This is a genomic window from Streptomyces sp. 8N706, from assembly GCF_052245415.1.
In the GTDB taxonomy this organism is placed as follows: Bacteria; Actinomycetota; Actinomycetes; order Streptomycetales; family Streptomycetaceae; genus Streptomyces.
The window spans coordinates 1-15,082 of the sequence record NZ_JBQQBW010000086.1 but is presented as its reverse complement, the minus strand read 5'-3'; the positions used below and the strand labels follow the sequence as shown (position 1 = coordinate 15,082).

The window sequence follows — 15,082 nt, the reverse complement described above, 5'->3', positions numbered from 1 at the left end:
CGGGCCGTGCCGTGGCGGCCCCCGACCGCCCTATGACGTCGGATCCCGCCGCTTGCTTCCGGCCGTCGGCAGCGAGGAGGCGCTGAACGGCCGCGTGGTTCGAAAGGCTCCGCGGAGCCCCCCAACGAGGTCCGGGGAGCCTCGGGCCGCCCCGTGGCGGGCCGTGCCATTTGGCCGGACAGAGGTCTATGCCTGGCTGGGGCGGAGTGTCGCGTTATGAGTGGATCGCTCTGATCGAGAAAGATGGCGCAGCAGAGCGTTGCATGACGGACCAAAAGGGGCTTCAAGGATGAGCGCGACTGTGTCACCTCACGGATTCGCCGTCGTACGGGGCCGGGACCGCGGATACCGTCCCGACCAGGTCGACCGAACCGTGGCCCGGCTGTCGGCCGGCCGGGACGAGGCATGGGAGCGCGCCGCGCGGCTCACCGTCCTCGCCAAGGAGCTGGAGGAGGAGGTGCTCCGGCTCCAGGAGCAGGTGGCCGGGCTGCCTCCGCAGACGTTCGAGGCGCTGGGCCCGCGGGCGCAGGAGATGCTGGCCACGGCCGAGGCAGAGGCCGCGGATCTGCATGACCGGGCGGAGAGGTCGGCCCAGGAGCTCCGGGCGCAGGGGGAGGAGGCGGCCCTGGCGGTCCAGAGCGGGGCCCGTACCTACGCCATCGAGGTGCGGGGGGAAGCCGAGGCGTGGGCCGAGCGGTGCCGGGCGGCGGCGCAGCGGGTGGCCGACGACGTGCGGAGCGCGGCCCGGCGGGACGCGCGGGAGTGGCGGGCCGAAGCGGTGACCGTGCTGAAGGAGGTCCGGGAGCGGACCGCCACGCTGCTCGCCACGCAGGAGGCCGAGCACGCGGAGAAGGCCGCCACGGCCGACCGGGCGATGGCCGAGGCGGAGGCGGAGGCGAACGCGCGGATCGACGACCTGTTCGAGCGTGCGGAGTCGACACTGGCGGAGGCGCAGCGGGCTCACGCGGAGGTGGAGGAGGCTGCGCGGCACTGGCAGGAGGACGCGGAGGCGCGGGCGGCGGAGCTGGTGGCGCGGGCGCGGGCGTGGGAGGAGCGGGTGGAACAGGAGACCGAGCAGCTGTTGCAGGAGCAGGAGGCGCAGCGGGAGGAGTTGCGGGCCCATATGGCGCGGGTGCGCAGTACGTTGTCGGGTCTGGCGGGTGGCGGTGGCCGGGACCCGGGGGCGGTGCGGGGGCCGGTTCCGCGTACGGACGGCTGAGGTCCGCCGCGGTCCGGAATCCGAACCGCGGGTCCGCGTACGGACGGCTGGGGTCTGCCGCGATCCGAGCGCGCACTGCCGGTTCCGCGTAGGGACGGGGGTCCGCTGCGGTCCGGAGGGGCATTGCTGGTTCCGCGTACGGACGGTTGAGGTCCCCGCGTCCGGAGTGGGCATTGCCGGTTCCGCGTACGGACGGCTGAGGTCCGCCGCGGTCCGGCATCCGCACGGGCGGCCCGGGAGCGGGTCAGTCCGCTTCCCCCTCCGGGAGTACGGGGAAGCGGCGCGGTGCCAGGACCAGGAGGACCAGGAAGGCGAGTGCGGCGGCTGCCGCCGCACCGACGTACACGTGGTCGACGGCCGTGTCGACAGCCCGCCGCAGGTAGTCGGCCGCTTCCGTGCTGAGCGACCCGGGATGTTCCAGGGCGTGCGAGACGGAGTCGAGATCGTCGGGGAGGCCGGGACGGATCGACTCGGGCGCGCCGGTGAGCCGGGCGGCCAGTGTCGCGTTCGCCACGGCCCCGAAGAGGGCCGCGCCCACGCTCTGCCCGACCTGTCGGCAGAACAGGACGGACGCCGTGGCCGTACCGCGCTCGGCCCACCCCACGGTGGCCTGGACGCCCACGATCAGGGGCAGTTGGAAGAGCCCGAGGGCCGCCCCGAGCAGCAGCATGATCAGTGCGGGCTGCCAGGGTGCGCCGGGGTAGGGCAGCAGCGGAAAGGCGAGCAGGATCACGGTGGCGAGGCCGATCCCGATGAGGGCGCTCTGCCGGAAGCCGATCCGCTCGTAGACGTGGCTGCTCAGCGCGGCGGACAGCGGCCAGCTGAGGGTCATCACGGACAGGACGAACCCGGCGGCGGTGGGGCCGAGGCCGAGGACCGCCTGGGCGTAGGTCGGCAGGAAGACGGTGGGGGCGACCATCAGCAGCCCGAGCGCGGCCAGGGCCAGGTTGACGGCGGAGATCGTACGGCGTTTCCACACCCAGCCGGGGATGATCGGTTCGGCTGCCCGCCGTTCGATCCCCACGGTGGCGGCCGCGCACAGCGCGCTGCCGCCGAGGAGCGCGAGGGAGGGCGCCGACAGCCATGGCCAGGCGACTCCGCCCTGGACAAAGGCGGTGAGCAGCAGCCCCCCGCAGGCGAATACGGCGAGTGCTCCGGCCCAGTCGACGCGCGGCTTCCGGTCGCGCACGCGGAGGGGCTCGCGCAGATGCCGCGCGATGAGCCATACGGCGACCGCCCCGACCGGCAGGTTGAGCAGGAAGATCCACCGCCAGTCCGCGTAGGTGGCGAGAAGCCCCCCGACCGCGGGCCCGGCGACCGCCGAGACGGCCCAGACCGTCGACAGCCTGGCCTGGATCTTGGGCCGTTCTTTGAGGGGGTAGAGGTCGGCGGCGATCGTCTGGACGGTTCCCTGTATGGCCCCGCCGCCCAGGCCCTGCACCACGCGGAACGCGATCAGGCTGGCCATGTTCCAGGCCCCGGCGCACAGCAGGGAGCCGGTGAGGAAGAGCGTGATGCCGCAGACGAGCACGGGCTTGCGGCCGAAGGTGTCGGAGAGCTTGCCGTAGACCGGCAGGCTCACCGTCACGGCCAGCAGATATCCGGCGAAGAGCCAGGAGAAGACGGAGAACCCGCCGAGGTCGCCGACGATCTGGGGGACGGCGGTGGAGACGATCGTGCCGTCGAGGGCGGCGAGCGCCATGCCGAGCATCAGCGCCGCCACGACGGGGCGGCGACGTACGGCGGGCTGGGTGCCGACAGGTACGGACTCCCGGCGCGGAGGTCTCGCGGTCCCGCCCACCCTGCCCCCTCCGCCCGGCTCCTCCATCAATGCATGTCCCCCACACCTTTCCATGCCGGGCCCTGGTACGGAAACGGGCGGAAGCCGCCCGGGCAGCGGGTCGGCACCCGATGACGGGGACCTCGGGCTGCCTCCGAGGCCGAGTGAGGTGGCTCCGGGGCTGTCCTCAGCCTTCGCCCGCGGGGCGAGGCCTGTGGCGGGAGGAGCCGTGCGGCTGCGGCCCGAGCGCCCCTTCACCTCTCATGGATCGAGGACCCGGCGCCCGGACCCACCCACGGCCGTCAGCCACGTGACACCTGCATACCCCCGGGCCCAGGCCCGGGACCCGGCCGCACCCCGCGAGGGAGCGACGTACCCTGGACAACCCGGCCCGTCGAACGTGTCGGGTCATTCGTGTTCTCCGGAATGTCCATCGGGACGGGAAAAAGCCTTCATGAGCCTGCACGGTCTGCTCGACGCCGTCGTCAACGATCCCGCGCTCGCCGAAGCGGTGAAGGCCGCCGCCGACGGCAACCGCCCGCACGTTGATCTCATCGGCCCGCCCGCCGCCCGTCCCTTCGCCATCGCGGCCCTCGCCCGCTCCGCCGAGCGGCCCGTTCTCGCCGTGACCGCCACCGGCCGGGAGGCCGAGGACCTGGGTGCGGCTCTCCGCTCCCTGCTCCCCCCGGACGCCGTCGTCGAGTACCCGTCGTGGGAGACCCTTCCCCACGAGCGGCTCTCCCCCCGTTCCGACACCGTGGGCCGCCGCCTCGCCGTCCTGCGCCGCCTTGCGCACCCGTCCCCCGACGACCCCGGGGCGGGCCCGGTCAGCGTCGTCGTCGCACCCATCCGCTCCGTACTGCAACCGCAGGTCAAGGGTCTCGGTGACCTCGAGCCGGTCAGTCTGCGCAGCGGCGGGACCGCCGACCTCGGCGAGATCACCGACGCCCTCGCGGCCGCCGCGTACTCCCGCGTCGAGCTGGTCGAGAAGCGCGGCGAGTTCGCCGTACGCGGCGGCATCCTCGATGTCTTCCCACCCACCGAGGAGCATCCGCTCCGTATCGAGTTCTGGGGCGACGACGTCGAGGAGATCCGTTACTTCAAGGTCGCCGACCAGCGCAGTCTCGAAGTCGCCGAGCACGGTCTGTGGGCCCCGCCGTGCCGTGAGCTGCTGCTCACCGAGGACGTACGGTCCCGGGCGGCCGCCCTCGCCGAGGCGCACCCCGAGCTCTCCGAACTCCTGGGCAAGATCGCTGAGGGGATCGCCGTCGAGGGCATGGAGTCGCTCGCGCCGGTGCTCGTCGATGAGATGGAACTCCTCCTGGACGTGCTCCCCGCGGGCAGCATGGCCGTGGTCACCGACCCCGAGCGCGTCCGTACCCGGGCGGCGGACCTGGTCGCCACCAGCCAGGAGTTCCTCCAGGCGTCCTGGGCGGCCACCGCAGGCGGCGGCGAGGCGCCGATCGACGTCGGCGCCGCCTCCCTGTGGGGCATCGCCGATGTACGGGAGCGGGCCCGCGAGCTCGGCATGATGTGGTGGTCGGTGAGCCCCTTCACCACCGACGCCGAGCTTGACGGTGACGCCCTGCGGCTCGGTATGCACGCCCCCGAGTCCTACCGCGGCGACACCGCCCGCGCCCTCGCCGACACCAAGGGCTGGCTCGCGGACGGCTGGCGCACCGTCTTCGTCACCGAGGGCCACGGCCCGGCGGCCCGGACCGTCGAGGTGCTCGGCGGCGAGGGCATCGCCGCCCGCCTCGCCGCGCACGCGGGCCGGACCGGGGACCTCCCGCCGGGCGGGATCGAGCCCTCCGTCGTCCATGTCGCCTGCGGCTCCATCGATTACGGCTTCGTGGACCCGGGCCTCAAGCTCGCCGTTCTCACCGAGACCGACCTGTCCGGCCAGAAGGCCGCGGGCAAGGACATGGGCCGGATGCCGGCCCGCCGCCGCAAGACCATCGACCCGCTGACCCTCGAGGCCGGCGACTTCATCGTCCACGAGCAGCACGGCGTCGGCCGTTACGTCGAGATGGTGCAGCGTACGGTCCAGGGCGCGACCCGCGAGTACCTCCTCGTCGAGTACGCGCCCGCCAAGCGCGGCCAGCCCGGCGACCGGCTGTTCGTACCGACCGACCAGCTGGAGCAGATCACCAAGTACGTCGGCGGTGAGGCCCCGACGCTGCACCGCCTGGGCGGGGCCGACTGGACGAAGACCAAGGCGCGCGCCAAGAAGGCGGTCAAGGAGATCGCCGCCGACCTGATCAAGCTCTACTCCGCCCGTATGGCCGCCCCCGGCTACACCTTCGCCCCGGACACGCCCTGGCAGCGGGAGCTGGAGGACGCGTTCCCGTACGCCGAGACGCCCGACCAGCTGACCACCATCGCCGAGGTGAAGGAGGACATGGAGAAGTCGGTCCCCATGGACCGCCTCATCTGCGGCGACGTCGGCTACGGGAAGACGGAGATCGCGGTCCGCGCCGCATTCAAGGCGGTCCAGGACGGCAAGCAGGTGGCCGTCCTCGTCCCCACGACCCTCCTGGTCCAGCAGCACATGGGCACCTTCTCCGAGCGCTACTCCCAGTTCCCGGTGGTGACCAGGGCCCTGTCCCGGTTCCAGACCGACACCGAGGCCAGGGCGGTACTGGACGGGCTGAAGGACGGCTCCGTCGACATCGTCATCGGTACGCACCGGCTCTTCTCCTCCGAGACCAAGTTCAAGGACCTGGGTCTGGTCATCGTCGACGAGGAGCAGCGCTTCGGCGTCGAGCACAAGGAGCAGCTGAAGAAGCTCCGCGCCAACGTCGACGTCCTCACCATGTCCGCGACCCCCATCCCCCGGACGCTGGAGATGGCGGTCACCGGCATCCGTGAGATGTCGACGATCACCACCCCGCCGGAGGAGCGGCACCCGGTGCTGACCTTCGTCGGCCCGTACGAGCAGAAGCAGATCGGCGCGGCCATCCGGCGCGAACTACTGCGCGAGGGCCAGGTCTTCTACATCCACAACCGGGTCGAGTCGATCGACCGTGCGGCCGCGCGCCTGCGCGAGATCGTCCCCGAGGCCCGTATCGCGACCGCTCACGGCCAGATGTCGGAGTCGGCCCTCGAACAGGTCGTGGTCGACTTCTGGGAGAAGAAGTTCGACGTCCTGGTCTCCACGACGATCGTGGAGTCCGGTATCGACATTTCCAACGCCAACACCCTGGTCGTCGAGCGCGGTGACAATTTCGGTCTCTCCCAGCTGCACCAGCTGCGCGGCCGGGTGGGCCGCGGCCGTGAGCGCGGCTACGCCTACTTCCTGTATCCACCGGAGAAGCCGCTGACCGAGACCGCCCATGAGCGTCTGGCGACCATCGCCCAGCACACCGAAATGGGCGCGGGCATGTATGTCGCGATGAAGGACCTGGAGATCCGCGGCGCGGGCAATCTGCTCGGCGGCGAGCAGTCCGGCCATATCGCGGGGGTCGGGTTCGACCTCTACGTACGCATGGTCGGCGAGGCCGTCGCCGACTACCGCGCCTCCATCGAAGGCGGCGTGGAGGAGGAGCCTCCGCTCGAGGTCAAGATCGAACTTCCGGTGGACGCCCACGTTCCGCACGACTACGCACCGGGGGAGCGGCTGCGTCTCCAGGCCTACCGTGCGATCGCGTCGGCCAACTCGGAGGAGGACATCGCGGCGGTCCGCGAGGAGCTCACCGACCGCTACGGCAAGCTGCCGGAGCCGGTGGAGAACCTTCTCCTCGTGGCGGGGCTGCGGATACTCGCCCGTGCCTGCGGTGTCACGGACATCACCCTCCAGGGCTCCAACATCCGTTTCTCGCCGGTGGAGTTGCGCGAGTCGCAGGAGCTCCGGCTGAAGCGGCTCCACCCGCGTACGGTGCTCAAACCGGCGACGAAGCAGATCCTGGTGCCGCGCCCCGCGACGGCCCGCATCGGCGGCAAGCCGCTGGTCGGCAGGGATCTGCTGGCCTGGACGGGTGAATTCCTGACGACGATTCTCGGATCCTGACCGGCACCGGCACCGGCACCGGCACCGGGACCTGGGCCGATCCGACCGGATCGGACCTGAAGTGACCTGAAGGGTCCGGCCCGAGGCGTCCCGACTCGCGACTCCCGTTCCGGCGGTCATGATTGATCTGGTCGACCCGGACGTGGCCCGGGCCACTTGCGCCCCGGTCCGTCAACCCGGCGCTGATCCGGGCCACTTGGGCCTGATCCGGTCAACCCCGCCCTGGTGCGGGCCACCTGCTCCGGATCCGGTCCGGGAGCCTGTGTGTCGGAGGCGGCGGAGCGGAGAGGCGGAGAGCGAGACGTTCATGGCAGCGGCGCCCGCCCTGCCAACGCATGTGCACGCCCTGTTTTCGGACTTCAGGAGAGACTGCTCCCCGTGATACCTCCCATGACCAGCCGCCGTATCGCCCTCCGCTGCGTAGCCCTCGCGTCGTCCGCGTTGCTCTCCGTCTCCGGGTGCACCCTCCAGAGCGGGGCCGGTGGCGGTACGAGGGGCGGTGGAGCGGGCCCGTCCGCGTCCGTGTCCGGGGAAGCGGGCTCCGCCCTGAAAGCGGTCGACGGACTGACCGTCAAGGGGCGGGCGCCGAAGACCGATTACGACCGGGAGCGGTTCGGCTCGCCCTGGGCCGACACCGACAGCAACAGCTGTGACACCCGCGACGACATTCTCCGACGGGATCTGGACGAGGTGACCTTCCGTGACGGGAAGTGCAAGGTCGTGTCCGGGACGCTGGAGGCGGACCCGTACACGGGCGAGCGCGTGCCGTTCCGACGCGGCCACAGCGCGATCGACGTGGACCATGTCGTCGCCCTGTCCGACGCCTGGCAGAAGGGCGCCCAGCAGTGGCCGCCGCGCAAGCGCATCGCCCTGGCCAACGATCCGCTGAACCTCCTCGCCGTGGACGCGAGCAGCAACCGCAGCAAGGGCGACGGCGACGCGGCGACCTGGCTGCCCCCGAACAAGAAGTTCCGCTGCACCTACGTCGCCAGGCAGGCCGCGGTGAAGAGGAAGTACGAGCTGTGGGTGACGGGAGCGGAGAGGGACGCGATGCGGCGCGTGCTCTCCGGTTGCCCGGACCGGAAGCTGCCGTCGGGCGGCAACCCGACCCAGGCCCCCGCCCGCTTCAGGGCCGACTAGGGCGTGTTTCGAAAGTCCCTCCCCCAGACTCCGTCCGGGTGGGGGTGCCCCCGGCCGAAGGCTGGGGGAGTGCCCCCAGGCCCGCGACGCCTGGCACGCACTCCCCCAGCTGCCGCTGGGTGGGGGTCCCCCCGGCCGAAGGCTGGGGGAGTGCCCCCACGCTGCGTTGTCGGGCTCGTCCGAGTACGCCCCTGGCCTTCGGCATGGGGGACCCCAGTACGAGGACGACCTCCCCCAGCCTCCGGCCGGGGGTACCCCCACCGTCGAAACACGCCTTGGCCGACGGACGGCCAGGGGCCGGCCGAGGGGCAGCGCCGGTCGAGTTCGTACGGGAGCGCGGTACGGGGCGCTCGGCCGATGGTGGACCGGGCAAGCGCCGAACGGCCACACGGGCGTGGCCGCACCGGGGCCCGCCACCCGGCCCCGAGCCGCCGTGCCCCGCGGCACCGGCGCGACCCCGTCGGTGCCGGATCCCCGGGGATACGGCGCGGGGCGCGTGGAGGCCCGCGGGAACGCGTACCCAAGTGCTGTCCGAATCGTTGGTCGAATCAGTGGCTACGGCCACGCGGACTCCCTAACATCGATCAACGCCAGGTCGATACGCCCGCACGTCGCCCGACCGCCCCCCTCACGGAGGGCTTCGCCCGCCCTTGCTGCCGATCTTCGCCGGGAGGCTTGATGTCGCCGTACCGCCCCAGGAGCCGCTGGACCGCGCTCTCCCTGACCGCCGTCGCGGTGCTCGCCGCGTCCCTCTTGCTCACGGCCTGCGGCAGCGCTTCGCACCCCGGCGCGGCCGCCGTGGTCGACGGCGACCGGATCACCGTCTCCCAGCTCCAGGACAAGGTCGAGGCCGTACGGGAAGCACAGCGCGGCGCCGCGCAGTCCGCACAGCTCATCCAGGACACCGGCCAGCTCAGCCGGGCCACCCTCAACGGCATGATCTTCGACAGGGTCCTGGCCCGGGCCGCGGAGGACGCCGGTGTGAAGGTCAGCCGCAGCGACGTGCAGAAGGCGCAGACGGCGGCGGAGCGGGGCGCGGGCGGCGCGGCCCAGCTGCGCGAGTTGTGGCTCCAGCAGTACGCCATCGGACCCGGCCAGGTGACCGAGACGGTCCGCAACCAGGTCGTCATGGACAAGCTGGCGCGGGCCATCGGCGTCGACCGCAACGACCCGCGGGGCCAGACGAAGATCGTCGAGGCCCTGCGCCGCTCCTCCGCCGCGATGGGCATCGACGTCAATCCCCGGTTCGGGACCTGGGACGACAATAAGGTGCTGCTCGGCAACGTCAAGGAGCCCTGGCTGCGCAAGGCCCCGGGCGCCCCCGAAGCCCCGGCGTAGCGTCCGGGGGGCCGTCCCGGCGCCCGCTCGTGGTGGGTTACGTTCGAGGCGTGAACGCAGACGCCCCTGGCCGCATCGTCCTTCTCACCACCAGCCACCGGGTCGCCCCCGGGCTGCTGTCCTGGCCCGCGTGGCAGGTGCTGCGCGCCGCGGACCGGGTGCTGTGCGCGGATCCGGCCCATCCGCAGCTGCCCTATCTGCGCGAGGCCGGTGTCGTGGTCGAGGAGACCGGACCCGAGGCCCACGCGCTGGTCGCGGACTGCGCGGGCGGCCGTACGGTCGTCGTCATCCCGTCCGGTGAGGGCGATCCGGAACTGACCGACGGACTGGCCCGGCTCGCCGGTTCGGGCCGGGTGCAGATGCCGGATCTGGAGCTGCTGCCCGCCTCGTACGACCTGCCGGGCGCCCGCTTCCTCGACCTGGTGCAGGTCATGGACACCATCCGTGCCGAATGCCCGTGGAGCAGCGCCCAGACCCACGAGGGCCTCGCGAAGTACGGGATCGAGGAGGCGTACGAACTGGTCGAGGCGATCGAGGCGGGCGACCGGGAGGAGCTCCGGGAGGAGCTGGGCGATGTTCTGCTGCAGGTCGTCTTCCATGCGCGGATCGCCCAGGAGGACGCGGAGGAGCCGTTCTCGATCGACGATGTGGCGGGCACGATCGTGGAGAAGCTGATCCACCGGCATCCGCATGTCTTCGGGACGGAGACCGCCGAGACGTCCGAGGACGTCAAGGCGCACTGGCTGCGGACGAAGGCGGCCGAGAAGCGGCGCGAGTCGGTGACGGAGGGCATTCCGCTGGGCCAGCCCGCGCTGGCACTCGCCGCGAAGCTCGCCTCGCGGGTGCGGACGGCGGGTCTGGACGTGCCCCTCCCGGTGTCCGTCGGCGGAGGAGACCTCGGCGAGCGGCTGCTGGCCCTGGCCGTACAGGCGGAGCGCGAGGGCGTCGACCCGGAGTCGGCGCTGCGGGCGGCCGCCCGCGCCTACCGCGACGCCATCCTTCTGGCCGAACAAACCGAGTGACGGCCCCCCGCCGGGGTACCCGTGGCACATGCAGCAGATGAGCATGGACATCGCGCAACGGGACTATCTGGTCGGGATCGCACCGCTGGTCGTCGGCATCATCGTGGTGCTCCTGCTGATCGGGGCGGTATGGCTCGGCTACCGGGTCCGCTCGCGCGAGCCGGACCCCCCGCAGGAGCCGCAGCCGCGCGGCGGTGCCTGGGAGACCGCGCAGGAGCACCTGAGCGGCCGTGCGCCGGAGGACCACGGTCCGGGCCACCAGGACCTGGCCCGCCCGCTGACGGATGTGTCCGAGCACCGTGAACCGCAGGACGTGCCGCACGACGGTGTGCGGCACATGCCCTACGAGTTCGGCGCGGGCACGCGCCGGAAGGAGGAGGGGGACGAGGAGCCCCCGAAGTGGGAGCGCGGCGGCAGCGGCCACGGCACGGGGTGACGTTACGGCGCGGGCCGGGCCGATGATGCGGTCTGCCCCTTCGCCCCTTCGCCCGTTCGCCCGTTCGCCCGTCCGACCGCCGTGCCTGCGCGTGGCGAGCGCGAACCGGCGTACGGACCACCCCGCGCGACCCCAGCTGTTGCTTGGCGGCACGGCGGGCGGCCTTCCTCGGTACGCAGGTCTGCCACGCCGGCGGGCCCCGGCGCGGCGTTCCCCGCGGCCTCACCGAAGAGCCCCGGCCGCGATCGGGTGCCCGGCGGACCGGGCGGCCGTGACCAGCGGCCCGGCGCCGTCGCCGGACCAGTGCATGCCGTCGCCGGTCCAGCCCCGTCGCGCCGGTCCTGAGGGGAGCCACGTGCCTCGGCTGCGGAGGCACAGCACGGCGGGCGCGGCCCGGGACACCCCACGGGCACGGTGTGTCCACGGCCGTGCCGCCACCGTGCGGGGGTATGGCCCGCGGGGCTCGCGTCCCGCGAGGCACGGGTGCTCCGCGGCATACGGTCCGGAGGTGCCCGGACCGTCCTACGGGACGCGGCCGGATACGGTCGAAGCGTGCACGAGGAGAACCACGCCCCGGACCAGGCCACTCCGCCCGAGCTCTTCACCTGGGAGTTCGCGGCCGACCCGTACCCCGCGTACGCCTGGCTGCGCGAGCACAGCCCCGTGCACCGGACCGCGCTGCCCAGCGGTGTCGAGGCCTGGCTGGTGACGCGGTACGCCGACGCCCGGGAAGCACTCGCGGACGCCCGGCTCTCCAAGAACCCCCGCCATCACAGCGAGTCCGCGCACGCCAAGGGGAAGGTCGGCATCCCCGGCGAGCGCAGCGCCGAGCTCATGACGCATCTGCTCAACATCGACCCGCCGGACCACACGCGTCTGCGCCGACTGGTGTCCAAGGCGTTCACCCCGCGCCGGGTGGCGGCGTTCGCGCCCCGGGTGCAGGAGCTCACCGACCGGCTCATCGACGGTTTCGCCGCAAGGGGCGAGGCGGACCTCATCCATGAGTTCGCCTTCCCGCTGCCCATTTACGCCATCTGCGACATGCTGGGCGTCCCGTCCGAGGACCAGGACGACTTCCGGGACTGGGCCGGCATGATGATCCGCCACGGCGGCGGTCCGCGCGGCGGAGTGGCCCGCTCGGTGAAGAAGATGCGCCGCTATCTCGCCGAGCTGATCCACCGCAAGCGGGCGGACCCCGGCGACGACCTCATCTCCGGACTCATCCGGGCCAGCGACCACGGCGAGCACCTCACCGAGGGGGAGGCCGCCGCGATGGCGTTCATCCTGCTGTTCGCCGGGTTCGAGACGACGGTCAACCTGATCGGCAACGGCACGTACGCACTGCTGCGCAACCCCGGGCAGCGGGAGCGGCTGCAGCAGTCCCTGGCCGCCGGCCATTCGGACCTGCTCGCCACCGGCGTCGAGGAACTGCTGCGCTACGACGGCCCCGTCGAGCTCGCCACCTGGCGCTTCGCCACCGAGCCGCTCACCCTCGGAGGGCAGGACATCGCCGCGGGCGACCCCGTACTCGTCGTGCTCGCCGCGGCCGACCGGGACCCCGAGCGCTTCCCGGGACCCGACACCCTGGATCTCGCGCGCCGCGACAACCAGCACCTCGGCTACGGGCACGGCATCCACTACTGCCTCGGTGCGCCGCTGGCGCGCCTCGAGGCACAGACCGCCCTCGCCACGCTGCTCCGTCGTCTTCCCGATATGCGACTCGCGGCGGAACCGGCCGATTTGCGCTGGCGCGGCGGGCTCATCATGCGCGGATTGCGCACGCTTCCGGTGGAGTTCACCCCCTACCAGAATTGAACAACTGTCAACTACGTGACCTTTACGTGATCTCCGCTACATCTTCTTGTGACAGGTCCGGGGCGCGGCTACTTTCAAGCCGCAACTCCTCCGCTCCGCCCCCGCTCGAAAGGCAACCGCATGCGCTCCGGGAACGGTCGACACCGCCGCCCCCGCCAGGCTCCGGCCATCTTCGTCACCGCCGGAATGACCGCCTCTGGCATCGCCATGCCGTTGCTCGGGGCGACCGGCGCCCAGGCCGCCGACACCGTGACCTGGGACCGGGTCGCCCAGTGCGAGAGCGGCGGCCTGTGGAGCGCGAACGCCGGCAACGGCTACTACGGCGGGCTGCAGTTCACCCAGGACATGTGGGAGGAGTACGGCGGGCGTGACTACGCGCCGCGCGCCGACCTCGCCAGCCGCTCCCAGCAGATAGCCGTGGCCGAGAAGGTCCTCGCGGACCTCGGCCGGGAGGCCTGGCCGAGCTGCGCCACGAACGCCGGGCTCACCGAGGGTGGCGAGGCCCCGGACGTCGACCCCGGCAGCACCCCGGGGCCGATCGGGTCCCTGCTGCCCGGACTTCCGGGGTCCTCCGAGAGCGCACCGCCGGCCGATGAGGCCGACCCGTCGGAAGGCGAGTCGGGCAGCGGGTCCGGCAGTGAGTCCGACGGCCCGGCCGAGGGGGCGTCGGACGAAGCCTCGGGCGACGAGGAGAGCGGATCGGACGAGTCCGGTGCGAACACGGGCGAGGAGGACGGATCCGACGCGGCGGACCCCAGTGGGTCCGCCGGGCAGAAGAGCCCCAACTCGGCCGGTCCCGCTCCGGAGGAGGCGGCCGGCTCCGGCCAGGGCAAGCACCGCGGCGAGCCCGCCGACGAGGCGGACTCCGGGGCCGACGGCCGGGAGGGCGGCCGGCACGCCTCGCGCAAGGGGGGCACCGACCAGTCCGCCGGGGACCGCTATACCGTCCAGCCGGGTGACAGTCTGTCAGCCATCGCCGAAGAGCACGATCTGTCCGGCGGATGGCACGAGCTGTACGACTCGAACGAGGAGGTCGTCGGGTCCGACGCCGACCTGATCCTCCCTGGCCAGAACCTCGATCTGGTCGGATCCGAGGGGTAGTTCGAGGGCATCCGGACCGAATTGCCCGGGGTGAGAGAAGCATCTCATCGGCCCAACGGGCGTGTCGTGGCTGCCGACTGGTCCCACACCGGCCCCGACCTGCGGGGATGGGAGTGACGGAAGGGTGAGCGGAGTCAACTGAGGCGGGATGTCGCGCTTTGGACCCATGGGGTTTGTGTGCTTAACGTCGTTATCGCTCGCTTCAGCGGGCACCTCCGACCGTCACGCCGAATCCTGCCGGCGGCTTGGAGGGACACCGTCGCGCAAGCGCCGCAGGCAGGAGCGGGGGACCCAAGGTAAGTGCCGGACGGGCCTGGTGAGGATCCATCGGACCGGCCGGCTAGGGGTGAAGCCCGGTGCGCAGGCACCGGGCCGGGCACTCACAGCCCGAACCCGACAGCTCACCTCGCAGGCGTCGGTGAGGAGATCGTTCCATGCTGCATTCCGGTAACAAGGGCAAGCATCGCCGCCCGTCCAAGGCTGTCCGTCTCGCCGCCGTCGCCGGTCTGGCCGGCTCCGCCGTGGCCGTGCCGCTGATGACCGCCGGCTCGGCGTCCGCCGCCTCCGTCGACACCTGGGAGAAGGTCGCCCAGTGCGAGTCCGGCGGCGACTGGTCCATCAACACCGGTAACGGTTACTTCGGCGGTCTGCAGTTCTCCCGGTCCAGCTGGGCCGCCGCGGGCGGCACCCAGTACGCTCCGCGCGCCGACCAGGCCACCAAGGAGCAGCAGATCGCCACTGCCGAGAAGCTGCTCGACCAGCAGGGCCCGGGCGCCTGGGCGTGCGCGGGTGCCGGCGGTCTCACCGCCGACGGCCCGGCCGCCGGTGTCGACACCGGCTCCTCCCAGGCCGGCCGCGACGCGCAGGACCGCGCCGACCGTGGCACCCGCCAGGCCGAGCCGAAGAAGGCCCCGAGCGAGGCCGTGAAGCCCGAGGCCGTGAAGAAGGGCGACGGCGAGTACGAGGTCGAGCCCGGCGACACCCTCGGCACGATCGCCGAGGCGGAGGGCGTCAAGGGCGGCTGGAAGAAGCTCCAGAAGCTGAACAAGGACGTCGTGGACGACGCCGATGTGATCTACCCGGGCCAGCGGCTCCATCTGAGCTGACCTTCCCGGCACACCGCGGAGCCACCCGGCAGCGTCACTCCGCGGAGCCGTACAGCGCCCCGGCACCCCGGCCGCCGGCCTCCCTTCCCGGGATGCGTACCGGCCGGGGTGCCTGC

General features: G+C 72.3%; 10 protein-coding genes and 1 riboswitch. Of the genes, 9 read left to right on the top strand and 1 reads right to left on the bottom strand.

The window, feature by feature from the left end; translation table 11 throughout:
* Positions 1-289: 289 nt before the first annotated feature.
* Positions 290-1,219: a cellulose-binding protein gene (locus ACTWQE_RS25585; RefSeq protein ID WP_443331397.1), complete on the top strand. Its 930-nt coding sequence runs from the start codon at positions 290-292 to the stop codon at positions 1,217-1,219.
* Positions 1,220-1,463: 244 nt separating this feature from the next.
* Here the strand turns inward: ACTWQE_RS25585 and ACTWQE_RS25580 are convergent, their stop codons facing one another.
* A complete protein-coding gene (locus tag ACTWQE_RS25580) occupies positions 1,464-3,020 on the bottom strand; it encodes an MDR family MFS transporter (protein WP_443331396.1) in 1,557 nt (518 codons plus the stop codon).
* Between the two features lie 433 nt (positions 3,021-3,453).
* Here ACTWQE_RS25580 and mfd point away from each other — a divergent pair, with 433 nt between their 5' ends.
* The 8 genes from mfd to ACTWQE_RS25540 all read left to right on the top strand — a co-directional run bounded on the left by mfd (position 3,454) and on the right by ACTWQE_RS25540 (position 14,966).
* Positions 3,454-7,008 carry a transcription-repair coupling factor gene (gene mfd, locus ACTWQE_RS25575; protein ID WP_443331395.1) on the top strand — a complete coding sequence of 1,185 codons (3,555 nt, stop codon included), beginning with the start codon at positions 3,454-3,456 and terminating at the stop codon, positions 7,006-7,008.
* A 390-nt stretch (positions 7,009-7,398) separates the two neighbouring features.
* Positions 7,399-8,148: an HNH endonuclease family protein gene (locus ACTWQE_RS25570; protein WP_443331394.1), complete on the top strand. Its 750-nt coding sequence runs from the start codon at positions 7,399-7,401 to the stop codon at positions 8,146-8,148.
* Between the two features lie 678 nt (positions 8,149-8,826).
* The gene (locus ACTWQE_RS25565; protein WP_443331393.1) at positions 8,827-9,486 is read left to right on the top strand and encodes a SurA N-terminal domain-containing protein; all 660 of its coding nucleotides are present in this window, start codon (positions 8,827-8,829) and stop codon (positions 9,484-9,486) included.
* Positions 9,487-9,518: 32 nt separating this feature from the next.
* Positions 9,519-10,508 carry a nucleoside triphosphate pyrophosphohydrolase gene (locus ACTWQE_RS25560; RefSeq protein WP_443331408.1) on the top strand — a complete coding sequence of 330 codons (990 nt, stop codon included), beginning with the start codon at positions 9,519-9,521 and terminating at the stop codon, positions 10,506-10,508.
* 28 nt (positions 10,509-10,536) lie between these two features.
* Positions 10,537-10,944 carry a DUF6479 family protein gene (locus tag ACTWQE_RS25555; protein ID WP_443331392.1) on the top strand — a complete coding sequence of 136 codons (408 nt, stop codon included), beginning with the start codon at positions 10,537-10,539 and terminating at the stop codon, positions 10,942-10,944.
* Between the two features lie 552 nt (positions 10,945-11,496).
* Positions 11,497-12,759, top strand: a complete 1,263-nt coding sequence (locus ACTWQE_RS25550) for a cytochrome P450 family protein (RefSeq protein WP_443331391.1) — start codon at positions 11,497-11,499, stop codon at positions 12,757-12,759.
* 186 nt (positions 12,760-12,945) lie between these two features.
* Positions 12,946-13,860 (top strand): transglycosylase family protein, encoded by a 915-nt coding sequence (locus ACTWQE_RS25545; RefSeq protein ID WP_443331390.1) that lies wholly within the window; start codon positions 12,946-12,948, stop codon positions 13,858-13,860.
* Positions 13,861-14,118: 258 nt separating this feature from the next.
* Positions 14,119-14,290, top strand: a riboswitch (cyclic di-AMP (ydaO/yuaA leader).
* 4 nt (positions 14,291-14,294) lie between these two features.
* The gene (locus ACTWQE_RS25540; RefSeq protein ID WP_443331389.1) at positions 14,295-14,966 is read left to right on the top strand and encodes a transglycosylase family protein; all 672 of its coding nucleotides are present in this window, start codon (positions 14,295-14,297) and stop codon (positions 14,964-14,966) included.
* Positions 14,967-15,082 lie beyond the last annotated feature (116 nt).